Genomic DNA, 21199 nt, shown 5'->3' with positions numbered 1-21199 from the left:
TTAAAAAAGTATGAAAATTATGATTAATAAAGTTATTTTGTTTGTCGCGTGCTCTTTTGCTTTTCCTAGTTTTGCTGAAGACGCTTCAAAACAGGGAAAAGAAGGTAAAAATACAAAAGAAGCTTCCTTCATTGAGACTATTTCTCCTGCTTTAGAGAATTTAGGCGATGAGCCTGAGCAGCCCTTATCTATTAGTGAACGAGCTAAGCTATCTGATGGTTTGCTGGAACAGCGAATTCGTAGAGAAAATGCAACAACATCAAACCCTTTTGTCATTACACCTCATAAGCCAAATTACTTTCTGCCTTTGGCTTATACTCATAATCCAAACTCGCGTAACCAATCGGAAAGTACTTTATCCGATGAAAGCTTAGACAGTGTGGAATTTAAATTTCAAATTAGCTTGAAGTTCCCTGTCTCTAATAATGTTTTTAATACCGATACCAGCTTATGGTTTGCTTATACGCAACAGGCTTATTGGCAGGCTTATAATTCAGAGATATCCGCTCCTTTTAGGGATACAAACCATGAACCGGAAGCTTTTCTACTTTATGAGGTTAAGGGTGAGAGTTATTTTATGCCTAAATACGTAAGTTTAGGCATAAATCATCAATCAAACGGTCGAGTAGAGCCTTTTTCACGTTCTTGGAATCGTATTTTTGCTGAGTTTATTTTTGAGCATGAGAATACAATTTTGTCGATTAAACCTTGGTATCGGATCCCTGAAAAGAAGAAAGATGACGATAACCCTAATATTGAAAAATACTTAGGCTATGGTGAGTTAGGGGTGGTGCATGTTATTGATGATTATAGTATCGATTTAATGGTGCGGAATAATTTGCGAACCGATAATAAAGGAGCGGTTCAATTAGGATTTACGTTTCCAGTATGGGGGAAAATTCGTGGTTATATCCAGTATTTTAATGGGTATGGGCAGTCGTTACTTGACTACAATAACAAAACTCAAAGCATAGGTCTTGGCGTAACGCTTACGGGTTGGTTGTAGCCTCTACACAATTTGTGTGGTCATAGAAATGTCATTTTAGTGTCCTTTTCTTGTCATTATTTTATTTTAGTCTGAATAAAGTTTGAACTTGAGACACTATTTATGGCGGTATTAAAACAAATTCATCACCTAGATGTGTTGGCTTTTTGTTGGTGTATGGCTCGTAAACGACGAGCTTTTCTTGCAAATATTAGTCGCTGTATTTCGTTTACGGCAGACGGCCCTATTTATCTCTTCATCACTTTTCTTTTGTTTTTTTATGGGCAATCACAATGGGTTGTTCTCTTGCTCTGTTCATTTGCTATAGAACGCGGTATTTATTTTATAGCGAAGAATGGTTTTAAGCGAAGTAGACCCGCAGAAGCATTAGATGATTTTAAAAGCTTTATTCGACCTGCTGATCATTTTTCATTCCCATCTGGGCATACTTCTGGTGCTTTTTTGATGGCGTATTTTTTGTCTGAATGGCTACCTGGACTGAATCTTTGTTGGTATTTTTGGGCTCTAAATGTGGCTCTATCAAGGGTGTTTTTAGGAGTGCATTTTCCTACTGATACCTTGGTAGGTGCCTTGCTCGGATCGGGTTGTGCTTTCATTGTTGTTGAGGGGGTTGTCGGGTGAAAATATTGTATGGTGTTCAAGCGACAGGTAATGGTCATATCTCACGAGCTCGTGCATTAGCCCCCTTGTTGAAACAATTAGGGGTTGAAGTTACGTATCTATTTTCAGGAAGAGAGTCGAAAGACTTTTTCGATATGGAAGCGTTTGGTGACTATAAAGTGAAGGCTGGCCTTACGTTTCAATCTAGTAATGGGTCGCTGGATCTTTTTAATACACTGAAAAAAGTAAAAACAAAACAATTTATTAAAGACGTTAAAGGCATCGATCTTACTCAATACGATTTGTTCGTCTCTGATTTTGAACCTATAGTAGCCTGGGCGGCGAAATTAAGTGGAAGAGAGTGTATTGGGATCGGTCATCAATATGCTTTCTCTTTTGATATTCCGAGGTATAAAAGCCAATGGGCGGCTTATTTATTTAAATGGTTTGCCCCTTCAAATAAACAGGTAGGCCTTCATTGGAGTCATTTTAACTACCCTATTTTGCCTCCAATTGTATTAAGTCATGGCGCAAAGTCGTCAGTGGACCCTCGAAAAGTGCTGGTTTATCTACCGTTTGAAATGTCTTTACTTGTCATTGATCTTTTAAGAACGATTAAGGAGTTTGAGTTTCTATTACATTGCAAAGATGTTGAACCTGGTCAGTATGGAAACGTCACTGTCTATCCATTTGGTTTAGATAGGTTTCAAAAAAATTTACGATTAAGTCAATCCGTGTTGTGTAACGCTGGATTTGAGCTTAATTCAGAAGCATTGGCGTTAGGTAAACGAATTTTAGTAAAGCCTTTAAAAGGTCAGGTTGAACAGCATTCAAATGCAATTGCTTTAGAAATGCTTGGTTTGGCTCAAGCCACGGATGAACTGACGGCAGAAGGGATTCGCTTGTGGCTAGACACTCAGATTCCTGTACAAGTCGACTATCCAGACACAGCCGCTTATCTAGCTCAGTGGCTTTCAGAGGGCGCATTGACTCCAGTAGAAGATATGGCCAAAGAGTTATGGTCACAAGTCTATGCAATGGATCATGATGTAAACCTTGATATTATTGCGTCAGCTTAACTTATGTCGTGAGTTTTTGTTTTCAAGATGTGATCTCTTAACAGAATGTGGTGAACTTATAGTGCTTTCAACGGTACAATATGAGAAAGGCTCATTTCATTTGATGATCTGATGCTACGCCACATTTCAGTCTTGTTAGGAAATTTAATATGCAAACAGCGACAACTACTCTTACTAATTCGCTTTCTGTTGGACCGTCTGTTGAAGCGTTAAAAGTTAAAGAGGCTTTAATTAAGCATGGGCTGGAAACACCTATGATTGATAATGGCTTAACTTCTGAAGAAAAATATCAGCGTATTAAGCATGCATTTGAAGATGTTGTAACGACTCTTGGTTTAGATTTGTCTGATGACAGTTTGGCAGAAACACCTCATCGCATCGCTAAAATGTACGTTAAAGAAATTTTTTCAGGATTGGACTATGACCAGTTTCCTAAAATTACAGTGATTGATAACAAGATGAAAGTCGATGAGATGGTAAAGGTATGTGATATTAGCTTTACCAGCACATGCGAACATCATTTTGTCACTATTGATGGTTTGGCCAAAGTCGCGTATTTACCAAAAAATAAAATAATTGGTTTATCTAAGATAAATCGAATTGTGCGTTTTTTTGGTCAACGGCCACAGGTTCAGGAGCGCTTGACTCAGCAGATTTTAGTGACACTACAAACGTTGCTTGAAACAGATAACGTGGCCGTCAGTATTGTCGCAACACATTATTGTGTTAAAGCAAGAGGTGTCATGGATGCAAGCTCTTCAACACAAACGACAGCGCTAGGGGGATTGTTTAAATCAAGCGATAAAACCAGAGCTGAATTCTTAGCCCGATAAAAATACAACTTAGTCTTACTTTTATTCAAAGTAGTGTCGACAGAGCTACTTTTTTGATTTTTAACGTATTTACGCTATGGCCTGATAATTGCTTCTTATAAATCAATGAGATAATTAAGTTGATTATATTTTTTGAATGGGTTAATTGTTCTTATTATAAAACTCATGAATAGTGTAAATAAATAAAAAATGACGTGCCGATTAGGCTCAAGCCTGAGCATTCATAATAAGAGGGCTAAGATGTATGGAAATAAATTGGAAAGAGTACGATTCTAATAATTTTTTTGATGAACTCATCAACGAGAAGCAAGAACCAAGGGCGCCATCTAAAAAATTAGTGAACTATTTATCATCACTTGAAGGTGATGAATTAGAGAAAAGGAGATTACTTGCCGAAGCGACCATTCAAGAAATGGGCGTGAGTTTTACGGTTTATACAGAAGAAGGAAATATTGATAGAGCTTGGCCTTTTGATATTATCCCAAGAACAATATCAGCCGCGGACTGGAAAATCGCCGATGCAGGATTAAAGCAAAGACTGAATGCGCTGAACCTTTTCATAGATGATCTTTACCACGATCAAAATGTCATTAAAGATGGCATCATTCCAGAACACATCATAAAAGAATCGAAAAACTTTAGACCAGAATGTGTTGGCATCTCGCCACCTTTTGGTGTTTGGGCCCATATTTGTGGCACTGATTTGGTGCGAGCAGGTGAGGGACAGTTTTACGTACTAGAAGATAATTTGCGCGTTCCTTCAGGCGTTTCTTATATGCTCGAAAATAGAGCCATTACAAAGCGAGTATTACCTGAGCTTTTTGAAAACGATACAATTTTACCGGTTGATGATTACACCTCTAAGCTTTTTGATATGTTAGCCGCCCTGTCTCCTAGAGACATAGAAGTTCCTGAAATTGTCGTATTAACTCCTGGAATATTTAATTCAGCTTATTTTGAACATGCATTTCTTGCTCAGCAGATGGGAGCCGAGTTAGTCGAAGGTAGCGATTTATTTGTTGCCGATGATGATTGTGTTTATATGAAAACCATTTCAGGCCCAGAGCGCGTGGATGTGATTTATCGTCGTATTGATGACCTTTTTATTGATCCAGAAGCGTTTGATCCAACTTCAGTATTGGGTGTTCCGGGGTTGATGAGGGCTTGGCAAAAGGGGAATGTTGCTTTAGCAAACGCACCGGGAGCCGGTGTGGCTGATGATAAAGTGGTGTATGCCTATGTGCCTGACATAATTCGATACTACCTTAATGAAGAGCCGATTCTGGCCAATGTTGAAACGTTTCTATGTGATGACCCAGAACAAAGAGAATACGTTTTAGCTAACCTAGACCAGCTAGTGGTGAAACCAGCAAATGAATCTGGTGGTTATGGTATGCTTGTCGGGCCGCATTCAACCAAAAAGGATCAGGCAATTTTTGCTGATTTAATTAAAGCGAATCCTCGTAATTACATTGCACAACCAACATTAAAGCTTTCCACATCGCCAACGTTAGTGGGTAAGGGACTGATAGAACCAAGGCATTTGGATTTACGGCCTTTTATTCTACAAAGCAAAGATACTTATGTGACTACTGGTGGGTTGACTCGTGTTGCAATGAAAAAAGGCTCACTTGTTGTTAACTCATCTCAAGGCGGTGGCAGTAAAGACACTTGGATTGTTGATTTGGAGGCGAAATAATATGTTATCACGAGTTGCTGAACGTATTTATTGGAGTGCGCGTTATGTTGAACGTGTTGAAAACATTGCACGCCTAGTAAGTGTTTACGACAATATGATGTATGACTTACCTAAAGGCGTTGATATTAGCTGGTATAATTTGGTTAAAATTAATGGTAGCACTGAATTGTTTCACGAAAGGTATAAGGTTCAAGACGAAAAAAACGTTTTAAAGTTTATGTTAGAAGATGACACAAACTCAAGTTCTATGCTGTCATCCCTTAAAATGGTGCGTGAGAATATTCGTACCACAAGAGATGTGGTTCCTGAAGCCACATGGGAGCTGATCAATGAGCTAGATATCTATGCTCGAACTAATATCAAAAAAGGCATTAATCGATCAGACCGACATACATTTTTGACGAGAATTATTGAGGGTTGCCAGACCATTAATGGCTTATTAGCCGGTACAATGAGTCGTGATGCAACATGGCAATTTGTTCTTTTAGGTCGTAATGTTGAGCGCTCTGATATGACCACTCGAGTATTGGATGCGGCTGTGTCTTTGATGTTACAACATCAGGAAGAAGAACGATTGGCTTTGGCTCAGGTGTTGTGGTCTAAAGTGCTAAAATCCCAAAGTGCGTATCTTAATTACCGTCGTACTGTGAGAACATCTATTAGCGGAGCAAAAGTGGCTAGATTCATGCTGAATGATGCCTACTTCCCTCGTTCTGTGAGTTTTTGTTTTGATGAAATGCTTTTGGCCGTCAATAAGTTACCGCATGGTGACGCTGTTTTAGAGTCATTGAATGCGCTAAAAGAAATGGATTTTGAAATTACCAGTTCCGATGATCTTGACATGAAGTTCAGAGATTATTTAAACGAATTGCAGATCGGTATTATTCAGCTCAGTTCTAACATTACTGAGAGTTGGTTTTCATTTGATAAAGGAGAAGCGGCTTGACTATTCGTGTTGCTCTACAGCACAAGACAGAGTACAAGTTTGACCGCCATGTAAACGTTGCACCGCATATTTTACGTTTGCGTCCAGCACCACACTCACGTACTCACATACACAGTTACTCATTGAAAGTAACACCTGAAAACCACTTTTTAAATTGGCAGCAGGATCCATTTGGGAATTTTCAATCAAGGCTTGTTTTCCCTGAAAAAACAGACACTTTAACCTTTGAAGTTGAAGTTATTGCCGATATGACGGTGATTAACCCATTCGATTTCTTTGTTGAGAAGTACGCAGAAAGTTATCCCTTTGCATACGATGACCAGTTACAAAAAGAGCTTAAACCCTATTTAGAAATAATCGAATCAGGACCTTTATTAAAAGAATACGCTCAGAGTATTCCTAAAGATGAGATGCCCATCAATGATTTCTTAGTGATGGTCAATACCAAGCTTTCACAAGATATTGGTTATGGAATTCGTCTAGAACCAGGTGTTCAGACAAGTGAAGAAACGTTGGAACTGGCTAAAGGCTCTTGTCGAGATACATCTTGGTTGTTGATTCAAATCTTTAGGCATTGTGGTTTGGCGGCTCGTTTTGCTTCAGGGTATCTAGTGCAGTTAACCTCGGATGTAAAAGCGTTAGATGGCCCGTCTGGCCCAGAAGAAGACTTTACCGATTTACATGCATGGTGTGAAGTTTTCTTACCTGGTGCTGGTTGGGTTGGTCTTGATCCAACGTCGGGCTTGTTTGCAGGTGAAGGACATATCCCACTCGCTTGTACTCCTGACCCGGTTTCTGCCGCGCCAATTACGGGTTTTACTGATAAATGTGAAACCGAGTTTAGCTACTCTAATGTGGTTACTCGTATTCTTGAAGATCCACGTGTTACCAAGCCGTATTCTGACGGGGATTGGTTGGATATCAAAGCGTTAGGTGATGCTGTTGATGAAGAGCTAATTGAGGGTGATGTTCGATTGACTATGGGGGGGGAGCCGACATTTGTTTCGATAGATGATATGGACTCCGCTCAATGGAATACCGAAGCGCTGGGGAAAGATAAATTAAAATTAGCAAAAGACCTTTTACTACGTTTGAAAAAACGTTTTGCTCCTGAAGGTATGTTGCATTACGGTCAAGGAAAATGGTATCCAGGTGAAGAAGTTCCTCGTTGGGCATTAGGTTGCTTCTGGCGTCTTGATGATAAACCACTTTGGCATAATACAGATTTATTGGCTCGAGTCGACAAGGATTATAAACACGATGCAGCCGATGCCAAACGTTTTGGTCAGGCTTTGTGTGAAGTATTGAAACTTGATGACGCTTACTTAAATCCGGCCTATGAAGATACATTACATTATCTTTGGATGGAGCAATCTCTTCCTGAAAATGTTGACCCAACTAAAGCGGATTTAACAGACAGTTTAGATCGTCGTCGTTTAGCTAAATTGCTAACTCGCGGTTTAAATACGCCTACTGGTTTTGTATTACCTCTTCAGCCTTTAGATGTTGGGACAGGTTGGGAAAGTTCTGATTGGCCAATGAGAAGGGATGTGTTAACTCTTATTCCGGGAGATTCGCCACTTGGTTATCGTTTGCCTTTAAACTCTTTGCCAGCGCTTGCTGAAGAAGACGTTAAACCCGAAAGAGACCCGTTTGAGCCTAGACAACCATTAGTTTCGACTGTTCCTCCTGCTCGTGATCCACGCTCTATGATGTCTTCTTTGAGAAAGTCGAATCAAGATGTTGATGTGAATGAAACGAAAGTACCCAAGCAAAAAGCCTATAAAGAAGTCATTCGTACCGCTTTATGTATTGAACCTCGTGATGGCAAATTGCATGTATTTTTACCACCGGTCCAACAACTAGAACATTATGTTGAGTTGCTGCATGCTCTTGAGACAGTGGCGGCGAAATTGTCTTTACCTCTCATTATTGAAGGTTATGAACCTCCAAGAGACGCTCGTCTTCAGCGTTTCCAGATTACTCCTGATCCAGGTGTCATTGAGGTCAATATCCACCCAGCGTCTAACTGGGATGAGATGGTTCATAACACCGAACTTCTATATGAAGAAGCGCGCCAATGTCGCTTAGGAACAGAGAAGTTTATGATCGATGGGCGTCATACGGGAACAGGGGGTGGTAATCATATTACTCTTGGTGGCTTAACTCCTACAGACAGTCCAATTTTAAGAAAGCCAGATTTGCTTCGTAGTTTAGTCACTTTTTGGCAGCATCATCCAGGTCTTTCGTACTTGTTCTCAGGTATGTTTATTGGACCAACCAGTCAAGCGCCGCGTCCTGATGAAGGTCGTGATGAGATGATGTACGAAATGGAAATTGCTTTTCAAGAAATGCCTGATGGTTTTGTACAAGAACCTTGGCTTGCCGACCGTTTAATGCGCAACCTACTGATAGACATCACAGGTAATACGCATCGCTCCGAGTTCTGTATCGATAAATTGTATGCAGCAGGGACATCAAGCGGTCGACAAGGTTTGCTAGAGTTTCGCGGTTTTGAAATGCCGCCACACCCAAGAATGGCATTAGTACAAATTCTTTTGTTACGTTGTCTTGTGGCGCGCTTTTGGAAAGAACCGTACAAGAAGCCATTAGTTCGCTGGGGAACGTCACTGCATGATAAATTTATGTTGCCGCATTTCGTGTGGAATGACATTAAAGAAGTGGTGAAAGACCTGCAACAGCATGGCTACCCATTTAAACTGGAATGGTTGGCGGCGTTCGAAGAGTTCCGCTTCCCTCATTATGGTCGATTACAAGTTGATGATATTGAGTTAGAACTGCGCTGGGCGATTGAACCTTGGCATGTGTTAGGTGAAGAAATCTCTATGTCTGGGACGTCCCGTTATGTAGATTCATCTGTTGAACGATTGCAGGTTAAATTGTCTGGGTTAACAGAAGGGCGTTATGTATTGGCCTGTAATGGGCGTCGAGTACCAATAAAATCTACCGGGAAACACGGTGAGTTTGTTGGTGCTGTTCGTTATAAGGCGTGGGCTCCACCATCCGCTCTACACCCCGTTTTAGGTGTTGATACTCCGCTGGTATTTGATTTGATTGATACTTGGAATGGTATGTCTGTTGGAGGTTGTACTTACCATATCTCTCATCCGGGTGGACGTAGTTATGAAACCTTACCAGTGAATGCAAATGAAGCTGAAGCACGTAGGGTGAATCGTTTCTGGGATAATGGCTTTACTCAAGGGCGCTTTAGTGCACCAGATGAATTTGAAGCATTGGGGCATTTTTATCCAAATAAAACGGCCTCTAAACCAATGGCACCTCCACCTGAGGAGCCAATGGGAGAATATCCTCATACACTTGATTTAAGGAAACGGTATAATGCTCTTTAATTTATTTAACTGAGCAAATACTACCTAATGCAAGCTATGCAAATACAATCACAATCTGGCTCTCCTTCAGAGCCTAATGAGACGAACAAAAGTAAGGTTGATTCATCATGGTACCCTCTTTCAGAGGGGACCTACGATGAAGCATTTACAAATAACCGAACGGCTCGTCCTCATTGGCAACATTTGTTTGAGAGCGTTTCATCGCTTGGAAAGGACGGTTTAAGTGATAGAGAGCGTCGTGCTCAGAGGATACTTAGGGATGATGGGGCAACCTATAATCTAGCGGCTGAGCCGATGTCGCCTAAAATTTGGGGGTTGGATCCAATCCCCTTTATTTTGAATGATACAGATTGGCGGACAATTGAAACATCTTTAATTGAAAGGTCAATGTTGTTTGATTTGATATTAAAAGACATTTACGGGCCACGAAATTTAATTAAGCAAGGCGTGATTCCACCAGAAGTCATTTATGGTCATCCTGGATTCCTCCGTGCTTGCCAAGACATGAACGTGCCAGGTAGCCATAATTTACTTTTGCATGCTGCAGACATGGTGCGGACACAGGATGGTCGCTTTTGTGTTATTGGGGATCGTACTCAAGCGCCTAGCGGCACGGGTTATGCACTGGAGAATAGAACCGTGCTTTCTAGGGTTATGCCGAGCCTGTTTCGTGAAAGTGATGTCCACCGGTTGTCGTACTTCTTTAAGGCATTGCGTAATATGTTGGCGAATCTGGTTATCGACAAAACAGATGATCCACGAGTTGTCATAATGACCTCGGGCGCTTACAGCAGTTCTTACTTCGAACAAGCTCTATTAGCAAACTATCTTGGTTATTCACTTGTACAAGGCCGAGACTTAACTGTTCGTAATGGTCATGTATGGTTAAAATCGTTACAAGGGTTAGAGAAAGTCGATGTTATTCTTCGTCGAGTTGATGACGCATTTTGCGACCAGGCTGAATTAAGGTCTGATTCTTTTCTCGGTGTTCCTGGCATTTTAGAAGTCATTCGCTCTGGTAATGTTGTTATGGCGAACCCTTTAGGGTCTGGCATACTTGAAACCCCTGCGTTGTTAAAATATTTACCAAAAATAAGCCAGTACTTCTTTGGGCATGATTTATCTATGCCGTCTGTTGAAACTTGGTGGTGCGGTGATACGGATGATTTTTCGTTTGTAAAAGAAAACCTCAGTAATCTCATTATAAAGCCAGCCATTAGAAGTGCTGCTGCGCCAAGTGTGTACGGTAGGCAGTTATCCGATGCCGAGTCTCAACAGCTTCTACAGCGAATTAAAAGTGCCCCTCATCGTTACACGGCTCAAAGTTATTTGGCGGCCTCACATACTCCAGCTTGGCAAAACAACCAGATTTGTTCGAGGCCCTCTATCTTACGAACTTTTACCGTTTCAAGTGAGGATAGCTACACTGTCATGTCTGGTGGCTTGACGAGAGTGTGTGCAGGGGAAAACGACACCATTGTGACAAATTACAATGGGTCGATGAGTAAAGATACCTGGGTCATGTCAAGTGATGTAAGGAATGATTTCACTCTACTGCATAAACAGGAGTCTCCACAAGGTATCCATCATTCCAACTTACCTAGTCGAGTGGTTGAGAATTTATTTTGGATGGGACGGTATGCTGAGCGTGCTGAAATGACAATGCGTTTATTAAGGACTGTGTTCTCACAAATGAACGGCGTTGATACTTTACCAAAAGAGTGTCGTGACGTTTTATTTAAAGCGGTTTCTATTCAAACGGGCTGTATTCCTGGGTTCTGCGAAGAATCTGGGGCCCTATTAGACGATCCTGAATCTGAGTTTGTGGCTATTGTTTCTGATGCGTCAAGAGTCGGGTCTGTTAAATCAAATTTATTATCTTTGCTGACGTGCGCAGAAGAAATTAAAGAAATGCTGTCCGCCGATACGCGTAAAATCATCAACAATCTTAGGGATTATCTCTTTGAAGTTGATCGTGCTTATATTAATGGACTACCAGAAGCTCCCGAAGAGTCATTAGATAATTTAGTTACGTCTCTCTTGGCCTTATCAGGTCTTAATCACGAAAGTATGCTCAGAGGAATAGACTGGAAGTTTCAAGAGATTGGCAGAAGGACAGAAAGGGCGATTCAAACGGCTACTTTATTGAGATCGACTTTAACGGACTCTCTATCGCAATTGAATCAGCAGCAAGTACTTGAATCGGTTTTATTAAGTGTTGAAGCGTTAATTTCTTTTAGAAGAAGATATCGTACTCAAGTAGAAGTCGAATATGGATTAGATTTATTAATGCTAGACGAAACAAACCCAAGATCTTTATTCTATCAAATTGATCAATTACGTTTATTGGTAAGTGATTTACCGAGAAGTAAAACCTCTTTGAGAGAGATGAGTGCGGAAGTGCGCATTATTATTCGATCATTAAATGATATTCAACTGTCCAATCTGGAAACGCTTTCGATAGTTGAGCCGGTGACGAATCAACGAGAGAACTTGAATCACTTAATGATGGAACTACAGGAAAATCTAGAGTTATTTACCTCAAAAATCAGTGATAAGTATTTTGATCACAAGACAAGTGGCCCACAAAAATTGGTGAGCACTGAATGGGGAAATGATGTATGAAGTACCGTGTTCGTCATCTAACAGAGTATAAATACGTTACCCCTGTCTCATTGTGTTATAACGTTGCACATTTGATGCCGAGGGATACGTTGACTCAGCAGTGCTTAAAAAGTTCTATTCAAATAACGCCAGAGCCGATTAGTCAGCAGGAAAGAAAAGATTATTTTGGCAATAAGTCTTTTTACTTCTCAGTGCAAGACGCTCATAAAAAATTGTTAATTGATGTTGTTAGTGAGCTTGATATTGCGACCAATGTCGTTTTACCAATCTTAACGCAAGGACCAACCTGTAAAGAGTATTTAGAGCAGATTATAACGTCTCAGGACCCTGACTTTTTAGAAGCAAGGGAGTTTCTATTGGATTCTCCTATGATTCGTGCTTCAGAACCTTTGGCCGCCTACGCTCGCGAGGTTTTTCAAGACGATGTGCCTTTGCTGCAGGCGCTTCGAAACTTTACAAATAAGATTTTTACAGAGTTTAAATTTGATCCTAATGTGACTACGGTAGCGACACCGCTTGATCAGGTGTTAAAGCTAAAGAGTGGAGTATGTCAGGACTTTGCTCATCTAGCCATTGGGTGTTTGAGGTCTCTAGGTTTTCCTACCCGTTACGTTAGTGGATACCTTGAAACATTACCTCCTCCAGGTGAGGATAAGTTAATCGGTGCAGACGCTTCCCATGCTTGGTTTGCCGTGTTTTTGCCTGATTTAGGGTGGGTAGAATTTGACCCTACTAACGATGTAATGCCCACGACTCAGCACTTGGTTACCGCTTGGGGAAGAGATTATTCAGATGTAACACCTTTGCAAGGTGTGATTTTTGATGGTGGAGAAGGGCAGTTCTTATCCGTTTCTGTAGATGTTCAAAGGCTCGCCTCTACAGGTTAATTTTTTTGATTCAGTTCGAAAAGCCTGTGGTAAAAAAACCTTTTTCTACAGGCTTTTTGCATTTTGTTGTAATTTGATTTAACTGTTCGCATTGTTAAGTGATTTGTATGACCCCACCAAGTGAAAAATATAATAGCCTGATACAACAAGAAATAATTTCTTATGATGAAAGTCAGCAAAGTTCTTTAGTGGCGCTTGATCGTTTATTTGAAAAACTGACGGCGCCTTCACATCTTACAACACAGTCTGTTGACCCATTCAGTGGCTCGCTTGGTGTTTATATGTGGGGGCAGGTTGGAAGAGGCAAAACATTATTAATGAATTTGTTTTACCAGTCTTTACCTGAGGGGGTGGGGAAGCGTCTGCATTTTCATCATTTTATGTCAGATTTGCATAAGGAATTAAACGCTACTCAAGGTGTAAGTGATCCCTTGAAAGTCATTGCAAAAAGATTGTCTAAAGAGGTAAAGGTTATTTGCTTTGATGAGTTTTTCGTTTCAGATATTGCTGATGCCATGTTACTTGGAGGGATAATAAGAGCGTTGTTTGAGAATAAAGTTTTCTTGGTTGCTACTTCAAATATTCCTATTACTCATTTGTTTCAAAACCAACTGCAAAAAGAACGCTTTAAGCCCACAATCGCGTTGTTAAGTAACTATTTATATTGTTTTGAACTATCTGGATTGGTGGATTATCGTTACCGCTTTCCACTTGATCAACCCGTTTATTTCCTTGATCAAGGCCCTGAATTTCAAGCAGTAATTTCATCTTTATTTATGCCGGACGATTTTATAGCTAAAGACGTCTATATTAACGGGAGAAATATTCCTGTTCAGGCACGTTCTGACGTATCAGTGTGGTTCCGTTTCGTCGATCTTTGCGACAGTCCTCGATCTCCTACTGACTATATCGAGATAGCAAAACAATATCGTCATCTTATAATTTCTAATATCCCTGAATTAAGCAGTGAACCTTATGAGCGTATTAAAGCTCGAGGGGTAGAAGATGGTGCTGTTGGTTCAGGTGTTACAGGGGCGAGGAAAGTAAACTTGGGTATAAATGATGATGCCGTGAGACGTTTTATTAGCTTGGTAGACGAATGTTATGATCAAAGAGTTGTGATGTATTTTCAAGCGACAGTATTGCTTGATCTGCTTTATTGTAATGGTGCTTTGCAATTTGAGTTTAGAAGAACGCTTAGCCGTATAACAGAGATGCAAACCCAATCGTATTTAGTAAAGTTATAAATAGACGTTAAATAGTAGTATTAAACCAAGGTCAACCAAAGGCTTTTTATATTGCTCGGTTGACCTTGTTGTTGAATCGATTATTTTAATTTGTAGGCACGAAGTGCTTTTTCTTGTTTTTGCATGTATTCATAGAACCTCATGGTGTAACCGCATGATAAAGGCTCGTTAACTTGGTTCATGAGTAGATGGTTTTGAGCCTCCACATTAGGAATGCCATTAAAGCTGATAATATCAAAGCTTCCTGGCTGCAGAATCGAGATCAGTTTATTAAAGATCTCGGTGTGTTCATTGGCTAAATCAAGGTTGGTTTCAAAACTAACGTAGGAACTTTCTTCTTGAGGGGTAATGTGCATGGTTGCATAAAACCCTTCTTTAAGCGCATTCATTGAATAACCAAAGGGCTCAAACACAAAATCGTTTATTTCAAAACCCGGAAGAATTTCTTCAAAATTCATGAGTGTGCGAATTGTTTGAGCGTCCTGCTCTTCACTTCTAAGGTAGTTCGCAACAGGCCCTTGAATATGATACATCAATAATTCGTAAGTATAATCATTGTCATCAGGGACATAAGGCTTATCTAAGTGATAGATATAGTTATGATGAGTGTCTAAGTTGCCTAGTTGATACGCAACGCCTGACATCCTTTTTTGCAGAGCACTTATGTCTTCAGCAAAAGAAGACTTTTGGAGGTGTGATTGATACTCGTTTTTGCGCTGGAAAATAACGGATAATATTTGTTCTTTTTCAAAAATATCCATAAATGTTTTTACGGATTCGACTAATGTCGTTGTACCGCATGTCAGCATGACAAAGTGGTGTTCCCATACAAATAAACTGGATTCGGACAATAAATACGCATCGCATTTTTCATTGGAAATACTTGAAAGAATTGTCGCATTGCATTTAGCGACCATTTTTTCCCAAAAGGGTTGGCCTAGAGAGCGGAGAGAGGGGGCATTATCAGCTACAACCACCTCTACTTTTTTTTCCGAACCTTCAAAGAACATCAAATCTTTTACCCTCCATTTACTGTACCTTAAGCACGGCATTTGCATCAATTTCATTAAGGTTTGTATTGTAGCCGTAAATGCTAAAATCGAGAAAGGAAAAGTATTAAAAAACGTAAATGTATGCCTTTAACTTATCAAGTGTTAAGACAATCAACTGTTTTTAATAGTGACTAAAATATTGTATCGTTTTGTAAACAAACTATATATTATTTACAAAACTATTGATATCTGTTGATTTTAAAAGGATTAAAATGTCGGGCTTAAATGAAAGAAACGTTATTGCAGGAAAAGCGTCACGTATCATATTACTGGCTTGCTTGACGTCTGTTGGTATCGGCCAGTCTTTTATTTTCACTTCTTTACCTCCAATTGGACGAGAGATAGGCCTTTCTGACGTGCGCATTAGTAGTGTGATCACAGTAGGTGCTATTTTTTTCGTACTGGGGGCGTTTCTTTGGGGGGGGATAATCGCTCGAATAGGAAGGATGAGATCCATACTTATTGGGATGACTTCCTATGTCGTAACGTTAGGTTTTACCGGCTTCATATTACAGCAGGCATTATCACAACATGTATCGGCTGAGGCTTCCTATTATATTCTGATTTGTTTGCGGGTTGTGTTTGGTTTAGGTATTTCTGGTATTGTTCCTGCGATTCAGACTTATTTAGTGCTTCATGGTGATCCTAACAAACGAAGTTCTACCATCGCATCCATTGGTGCTTCTTTTAGTATTGGAATGATTTTAGGCCCTGCACTGGCGTCTTTTGCGAGTAGCATCAGTTTAACGGCCCCCTTTTATTTAATTGCTGTCTTTGCTGTGTTACTTTTTTTTCTTGTCTTTTTCATCGTAAAAGATACCACCCATGTAAAAGTGATGACCAAACCAAAAGCCATTAATTGGTTTAAGCATCCGGCGCTGCCATTTTTGATGATGTCGACGTTGGTTATTTTGGGGATAACGGGCATTCAACAAATAATGGGGTTCTTATTACAAGACCGATTTGGATGGAACGCTGTAGAAACCACAACCCAATTAGGTTATGCCATGATGGTCATGTCACTGATGAGTATTCTAGTGCAGATGGTGTTAGTACCTAGATTTGAACTTGGGCCGACTCGGTTAATTTATTTGGGTGTTTTTTTTGCGTTAGTGACCCAGATTTGTTTTATCACAATGCCATCTTATTTTGGGGTGGTTCTCGCGATGGGGTTATTTGGAATTTGTAGTGGTTTCTTATTTCCTGGGGTTATAACGGCTCAAACTGTTTTAGCTAAAAATGAAGAACAGAGCCGATTAGCGAGTGTGAATGCGTCTCTCCAAGGTCTAGGTGGGGCATCTGGACCCATATTAATGGCTTCTTTGTATCAGGTGAATGCGGTTATCCCATTTGTATTCCTTGGTGTTGCTTATCTTATATTATTCGTCGCTTTTTTGTATTTTAAAGTGAGAATTCATCATAAAGCCGCGTAACTTTATCGGTGTTCTAATTAAGGCATCTATCCTGCTGTTCTTTTACAGAAAATGAGCTCAGACTAAATATGGCTAGGGTGACGTGAAAGGCGTGTTTCTATTTATTCTCAATTATGACGCGTTCAGGTATCGTTTTTGTCGTTTTTGAATTGTGTAATAAAAAATCAAAAAAAGAATTGTCAATATAGAAAATTCTGTGTGAGAATGAAATAAGTTTCCAATTGGAAACTTATTTCCTTTTTAGGAAAGGCGAACACCTTCCTAAAAGTTTTGTGGGTAACTTGAGTATGGCATCTACAGTTTTTCATATTCAGCAGATTTAAGTGAGATCGCATCATGGCAATAAGTTTATTTGACCTGTTTAAAATTGGTATTGGTCCTTCAAGCTCTCATACTGTGGGTCCAATGGTAGCCGCAAATAAATTTGCTCAGTTTCTTTCAAACGAAAAACTTTTCGATAATGTGTCTCGAATTGAATGTGAACTCTATGGTTCTTTAGGCGCAACGGGAAAAGGTCATGGTACTGGTACGGCTGTATTAATGGGGCTTGAGGGGGAATGGCCAGAGAGCATTGAACCTAAATCTGTAAGTTCGCGCATTGAACATATTAGCGCAACGAATGTATTAGCTTTGTTGGGCGTTAAACCTCTTACCTTTAACCCAGAAACAGACTTAATTTATCACAAAGTCAAACGCCTTGATTTTCACGCCAATGGTATGACTTTACGTGCTTTTAATAATGAGCTGAATTTAATTGCAGAAAAAACCTACTATTCAGTAGGGGGTGGCTTTATCGTGCAAGAAAATGCTCAGGGTGAGGTCGAACTTGTTGAAGAAAATATAAAATTTCCGTATGAGTTCAATAGTGCAAAAGAGCTTTTATCCCTGTGTGAACAACATAATTTAAGTATGGCGGAGATTATGTTGGAAAATGAAAAAGTATGGCGTACTGAAGCTGAAATAAAGGAAGGTATTTTACGTATCTGGCGAGTAATGCAAGAATGCGTTGAAAATGGCAAATTAAACGAAGGGATTTTACCTGGCGGTCTGAAGGTAAAACGACGTGCAGCAAAGCTCTTTGCTGATCTTAGTAATAAAAACCGGATGGATATGATTACCCCATCTTTGGGGGCGATGGATTGGGTAAATTTGTACGCCCTGGCCGTAAATGAAGAAAATGCTGGTGGAGGTCGTGTCGTAACAGCTCCAACAAATGGGGCGGCGGGCATTATTCCAGCCGTGTTGCATTATTATTGGGAATTTTGCCCACGTTCAAGTGAACAGGGCATTGTTAATTTTATGTTGACAGCGGCGGCTATAGGCATGCTTTTTAAGAAGAATGCGTCAATATCGGGTGCCGAGGTGGGTTGTCAGGGAGAAGTGGGCTCGGCTTGTGCTATGGCGGCAGCTGGCTTAGCGGCGGCGACCGGGGGAACCCCTGAGCAAATTGAAAATGCAGCGGAAATCGGTATGGAGCATAATTTAGGTCTTACGTGTGATCCTATTGGTGGTTTGGTTCAAGTGCCTTGTATAGAAAGAAATGCCATGGCATCTGTAAAAGCGATCAATTCAGCTTCCATGGCGTTGAGAGGAAATGGCTCTCATTATGTTTCTTTAGATAAAGTGATTAAAACGATGAAAGACACGGGTATGGACATGAATGAAAAATATAAGGAAACGTCACGGGGTGGGCTAGCGGTTAATGTGATTGAATGTTAATTGGTTAATATCTTGTTATACAAAGTAATCTTTGCTTTTTAAACCAATCGTTAGAGAGGTAAGGAAGCGTCCTTACAAAAGTTAAAGTTTTAAGGGTTTTTATATCTGTTTGCTCATAGTAGAATGGCGCCGTTTTTACAGTTTTATGACGAAATTGTAGCAGATTTATGAATTTCAGGTGCGGCTTGGATGTGCTGTAAACGAAACTAGTCGTTAGTTTCAAGCCTGAATACATTTCAACCTCAAAAATAGTAGAGACCGTATGGACCCTTCAAAAAACCAAAAGGTGAATTCCTCAAACTTTGGCTTTTCAGACACAATTCGTTTAGTGATTGCTATTGCTTTTGTTATCGTTGTTGGCTTGTATGCAAGTTCGAATGGCGCGGCCGTGTCCAATGTTTCTATTCTTGCTATCGCAGCCGCAATTGGTGCTTATATGGCCTTGAATATTGGCGCGAATGATGTGGCAAATAATGTTGGTCCTGCAGTGGGCTCAAAGGCGTTATCGATGACGGGGGCAATATTGATTGCGGCTATTTTTGAAGCAGCTGGTGCGTTGATTGCAGGTGGTAGTGTTGTTGGCACTATTAAGAAAGGCATTATTAATCCGAATGCAATTGCTGATGCGGAAACTTTTATCTGGGTTATGATGGCCGCATTACTTGCTGGGGCATTATGGTTGAACTTAGCCACTTATGTCGGGGCTCCTGTTTCTACCACACACTCAATTGTGGGTGGCGTTCTTGGTGCTGGCATCGCCGCTGGCGGTTGGGATATTGCGAACTGGGGGCAAATGGCGGCGATTGCTGCGAGTTGGGTTATCTCACCATTATTTGGCGGCGTCATAGCCGCATCTTTTTTAATCTATATAAAACGCAGCGTTACCTATCAAACGGATATGATTGCCGCGGCGCGTAAAGTTGTGCCTTTATTGATTGCATTAATGGTGTGGGCTTTCTCAACTTACTTGATAATGAAAGGACTCAAGAAACTTTGGAAAGCGGATATTGTCACAGCCGCTATGGTTGGTTTTGGTATTGCAATCGTTGCTTATTTTTTAGTGCGTCCTTTTATTGAAAAAGCGGCTGATAACTTGAAAAATACTAAGAACTCAGTAAATGATTTGTTTACTATTCCATTAATAATTTCAGCGGCTCTGTTGAGTTTTGCTCACGGTGCCAATGATGTTGCTAATGCAATCGGGCCATTAGCGGCCATTAATGATGCCTTAATGACGGGGCATGTGTCTTCTAAAGCCGCGATACCATTATGGATTATGCTTGTTGGTGGTTTAGGTATTGCTGTTGGGCTAGCGCTATACGGACCAAAATTAATAAAAACAGTCGGATCTGAAATAACAGAATTGGATAAAGTCCGAGCATTTTGTATTGCAATGGCGGCCGCGATTACTGTGATTATTGCTTCTCAATTAGGACTTCCTGTTAGTTCAACTCATATAGCGGTTGGTGGGATTTTTGGCGTTGGTTTTTTACGTGAGTATGTAAAAGCGTCTTATAACAAAAAGATTGCGGCTATTATTTCTCATTCGGAAGACGCTGGACATGATGCCGTCCAGACGAACGAGTTCGTTACTCGGTTTGAATCCGCTTCTGTCGAAGAGAAAAGGGCGTTATTGCGTGAATTGAAAGGTTTGGCGGATAACTCTCCGATTTCTAAACGTGAGCGCAAAGGTTTGAAGAAGGCGACCAAGCAAGAGCTGGTGAAACGATCAGCACTACTGAAAATTGCCGCTGCGTGGATCATTACGGTTCCGACTTCAGCTATTTTATCGGCTATGATTTTTTACATGTTACTTGGTTTTAGTATGAGTAATCTCTAATCATAGTTTGTAACTAACGTAAGAGTATTGTATTTTTAAAGCCAGTGTAGCCGTTCTGCACTGGCTTTTTTTATTAGAAAAAGATATTTCCAGTGATTTATTGATAAATTTTTTTATACTAAATCAAATAATGTGTTTAATTGGTATTATTTAATTTATGGCTTCTTTGGTTCCTTACCTAGTATGGTTGTTTATTTTAGTTTTTTGTTTGTTTGTAGGGTATCTTTTATATCGTGATCATCAAGTTAGAAGCCTAGCTAGATTAAAGGCGGAAGAGGAATTGCTGCTCATTTGTGATAAGTTATCGAATGCCGTGAGAATTCTACCTGATCGATACTTACCGATAGAGTTAAAGTCAATGCTACTGACTTACATTGTTAATGGCTATACTAAACTAGCAAACCATCCGTTCACTATGGAGCAATTAAGTTACAAAAAAGAAATGACCCTTTTATTCGAAGAAATATATTCTGATACTTACATTGCTTCAGATGAAAAAGTAGTTACGGCTGGGCGATTAGAGCAAGTGCAACATGCTCTGTTGAAAATCCCCACATTTATTAAACGCCAAACTGAGCTCAGGCAAATAGATAGAGCCAGTGCAAAAGACTATTTAGAGAAAATTCGCTATTGTCACGCATTAGCAAAAATCGATATATTAATGAAACAAGGTGATGATCTTTTAGATATGGATAAAAAAGCGTCTGCTTTAGAACATTATCGAACGGCTTTAACGGACGCAGAAAAAATTAATTTATTGGTGGCTTGTGATGATCTAATAAAGACAATTACAAGATCTATTCAGCAGGTGGAAAAACAGTTGCATATCAATCAAAATGTTCAACAGATCAATGAGCGTTAA

The 21199-nt window shown here is 40.1% G+C and carries 15 protein-coding genes; 14 read left to right on the top strand and 1 reads right to left on the bottom strand.

Translation table 11 applies throughout. The features are described 5' to 3' along the window. Positions 1-19: 19 nt before the first annotated feature. The 10 genes from IEZ33_RS14840 (at position 20) to zapE (ending at position 14293) form a co-directional block, all read left to right on the top strand. Complete coding sequence (locus IEZ33_RS14840) at positions 20-1006, top strand: phospholipase A (protein ID WP_191600801.1); 987 nt, start codon at positions 20-22, stop codon at positions 1004-1006. Between the two features lie 102 nt (positions 1007-1108). Next, complete coding sequence (locus IEZ33_RS14835) at positions 1109-1627, top strand: phosphatase PAP2 family protein (RefSeq protein ID WP_191600800.1); 519 nt, start codon at positions 1109-1111, stop codon at positions 1625-1627. Beyond that, complete coding sequence (locus tag IEZ33_RS14830) at positions 1624-2685, top strand: MJ1255/VC2487 family glycosyltransferase (RefSeq protein WP_191600799.1); 1062 nt, start codon at positions 1624-1626, stop codon at positions 2683-2685. The genes IEZ33_RS14835 and IEZ33_RS14830 overlap by 4 nt, the downstream gene beginning before the upstream one ends. A gap of 149 nt (positions 2686-2834) precedes the next feature. Continuing rightward, positions 2835-3518 carry a GTP cyclohydrolase I FolE gene (gene folE, locus IEZ33_RS14825; RefSeq protein ID WP_191600798.1) on the top strand — a complete coding sequence of 228 codons (684 nt, stop codon included), beginning with the start codon at positions 2835-2837 and terminating at the stop codon, positions 3516-3518. A gap of 244 nt (positions 3519-3762) precedes the next feature. Next, positions 3763-5217, top strand: a complete 1455-nt coding sequence (locus IEZ33_RS14820) for a circularly permuted type 2 ATP-grasp protein (protein WP_191600797.1) — start codon at positions 3763-3765, stop codon at positions 5215-5217. Position 5218: 1 nt separating this feature from the next. Beyond that, positions 5219-6163: an alpha-E domain-containing protein gene (locus tag IEZ33_RS14815; protein WP_191600796.1), complete on the top strand. Its 945-nt coding sequence runs from the start codon at positions 5219-5221 to the stop codon at positions 6161-6163. After that, on the top strand, positions 6160-9534 hold the full coding sequence (locus tag IEZ33_RS14810) for a transglutaminase family protein (RefSeq protein ID WP_191600795.1): 3375 nt from the start codon (positions 6160-6162) through the stop codon (positions 9532-9534). The genes IEZ33_RS14815 and IEZ33_RS14810 overlap by 4 nt, the downstream gene beginning before the upstream one ends. Positions 9535-9570: 36 nt before the next feature. Further along, the gene (locus IEZ33_RS14805; protein WP_191600794.1) at positions 9571-12159 is read left to right on the top strand and encodes a circularly permuted type 2 ATP-grasp protein; all 2589 of its coding nucleotides are present in this window, start codon (positions 9571-9573) and stop codon (positions 12157-12159) included. Beyond that, a complete protein-coding gene (locus IEZ33_RS14800) occupies positions 12156-13046 on the top strand; it encodes a transglutaminase family protein (protein ID WP_191600793.1) in 891 nt (296 codons plus the stop codon). Before IEZ33_RS14805 ends, IEZ33_RS14800 begins: the two co-directional genes overlap by 4 nt. Positions 13047-13153: 107 nt before the next feature. Beyond that, positions 13154-14293, top strand: coding sequence for a cell division protein ZapE (gene zapE, locus IEZ33_RS14795; RefSeq protein WP_191600792.1), 1140 nt, complete (start codon positions 13154-13156; stop codon positions 14291-14293). Between the two features lie 80 nt (positions 14294-14373). Here the strand turns inward: zapE and IEZ33_RS14790 are convergent, their stop codons facing one another. After that, positions 14374-15303, bottom strand: a complete 930-nt coding sequence (locus IEZ33_RS14790; protein WP_191603663.1) for an adenosylmethionine decarboxylase — start codon at positions 15301-15303, stop codon at positions 14374-14376. A gap of 254 nt (positions 15304-15557) precedes the next feature. Between IEZ33_RS14790 and IEZ33_RS14785 the strand changes: the two genes are divergently transcribed. The 4 genes from IEZ33_RS14785 to IEZ33_RS14770 all read left to right on the top strand — a co-directional run bounded on the left by IEZ33_RS14785 (position 15558) and on the right by IEZ33_RS14770 (position 21199). Beyond that, positions 15558-16778 carry an MFS transporter gene (locus IEZ33_RS14785; RefSeq protein WP_191600791.1) on the top strand — a complete coding sequence of 407 codons (1221 nt, stop codon included), beginning with the start codon at positions 15558-15560 and terminating at the stop codon, positions 16776-16778. 336 nt (positions 16779-17114) lie between these two features. After that, positions 17115-18497: an L-serine ammonia-lyase gene (locus tag IEZ33_RS14780; RefSeq protein ID WP_191600790.1), complete on the top strand. Its 1383-nt coding sequence runs from the start codon at positions 17115-17117 to the stop codon at positions 18495-18497. Positions 18498-18759: 262 nt separating this feature from the next. Further along, entirely contained in the window at positions 18760-20337 is a 1578-nt protein-coding gene (locus IEZ33_RS14775; protein WP_191600789.1) for an inorganic phosphate transporter, read from the top strand. A gap of 157 nt (positions 20338-20494) precedes the next feature. Beyond that, positions 20495-21199 carry a hypothetical protein gene (locus IEZ33_RS14770; protein WP_191600788.1) on the top strand — a complete coding sequence of 235 codons (705 nt, stop codon included), beginning with the start codon at positions 20495-20497 and terminating at the stop codon, positions 21197-21199.

Origin of the sequence: Marinomonas algicola (assembly GCF_014805825.1) — a bacterium.
Lineage (GTDB): Bacteria > Pseudomonadota > Gammaproteobacteria > Pseudomonadales > Marinomonadaceae > Marinomonas > Marinomonas algicola.
The sequence above is the reverse complement of the archived record's forward strand: the minus strand, read 5'-3'. Positions and strand labels throughout refer to the sequence as shown.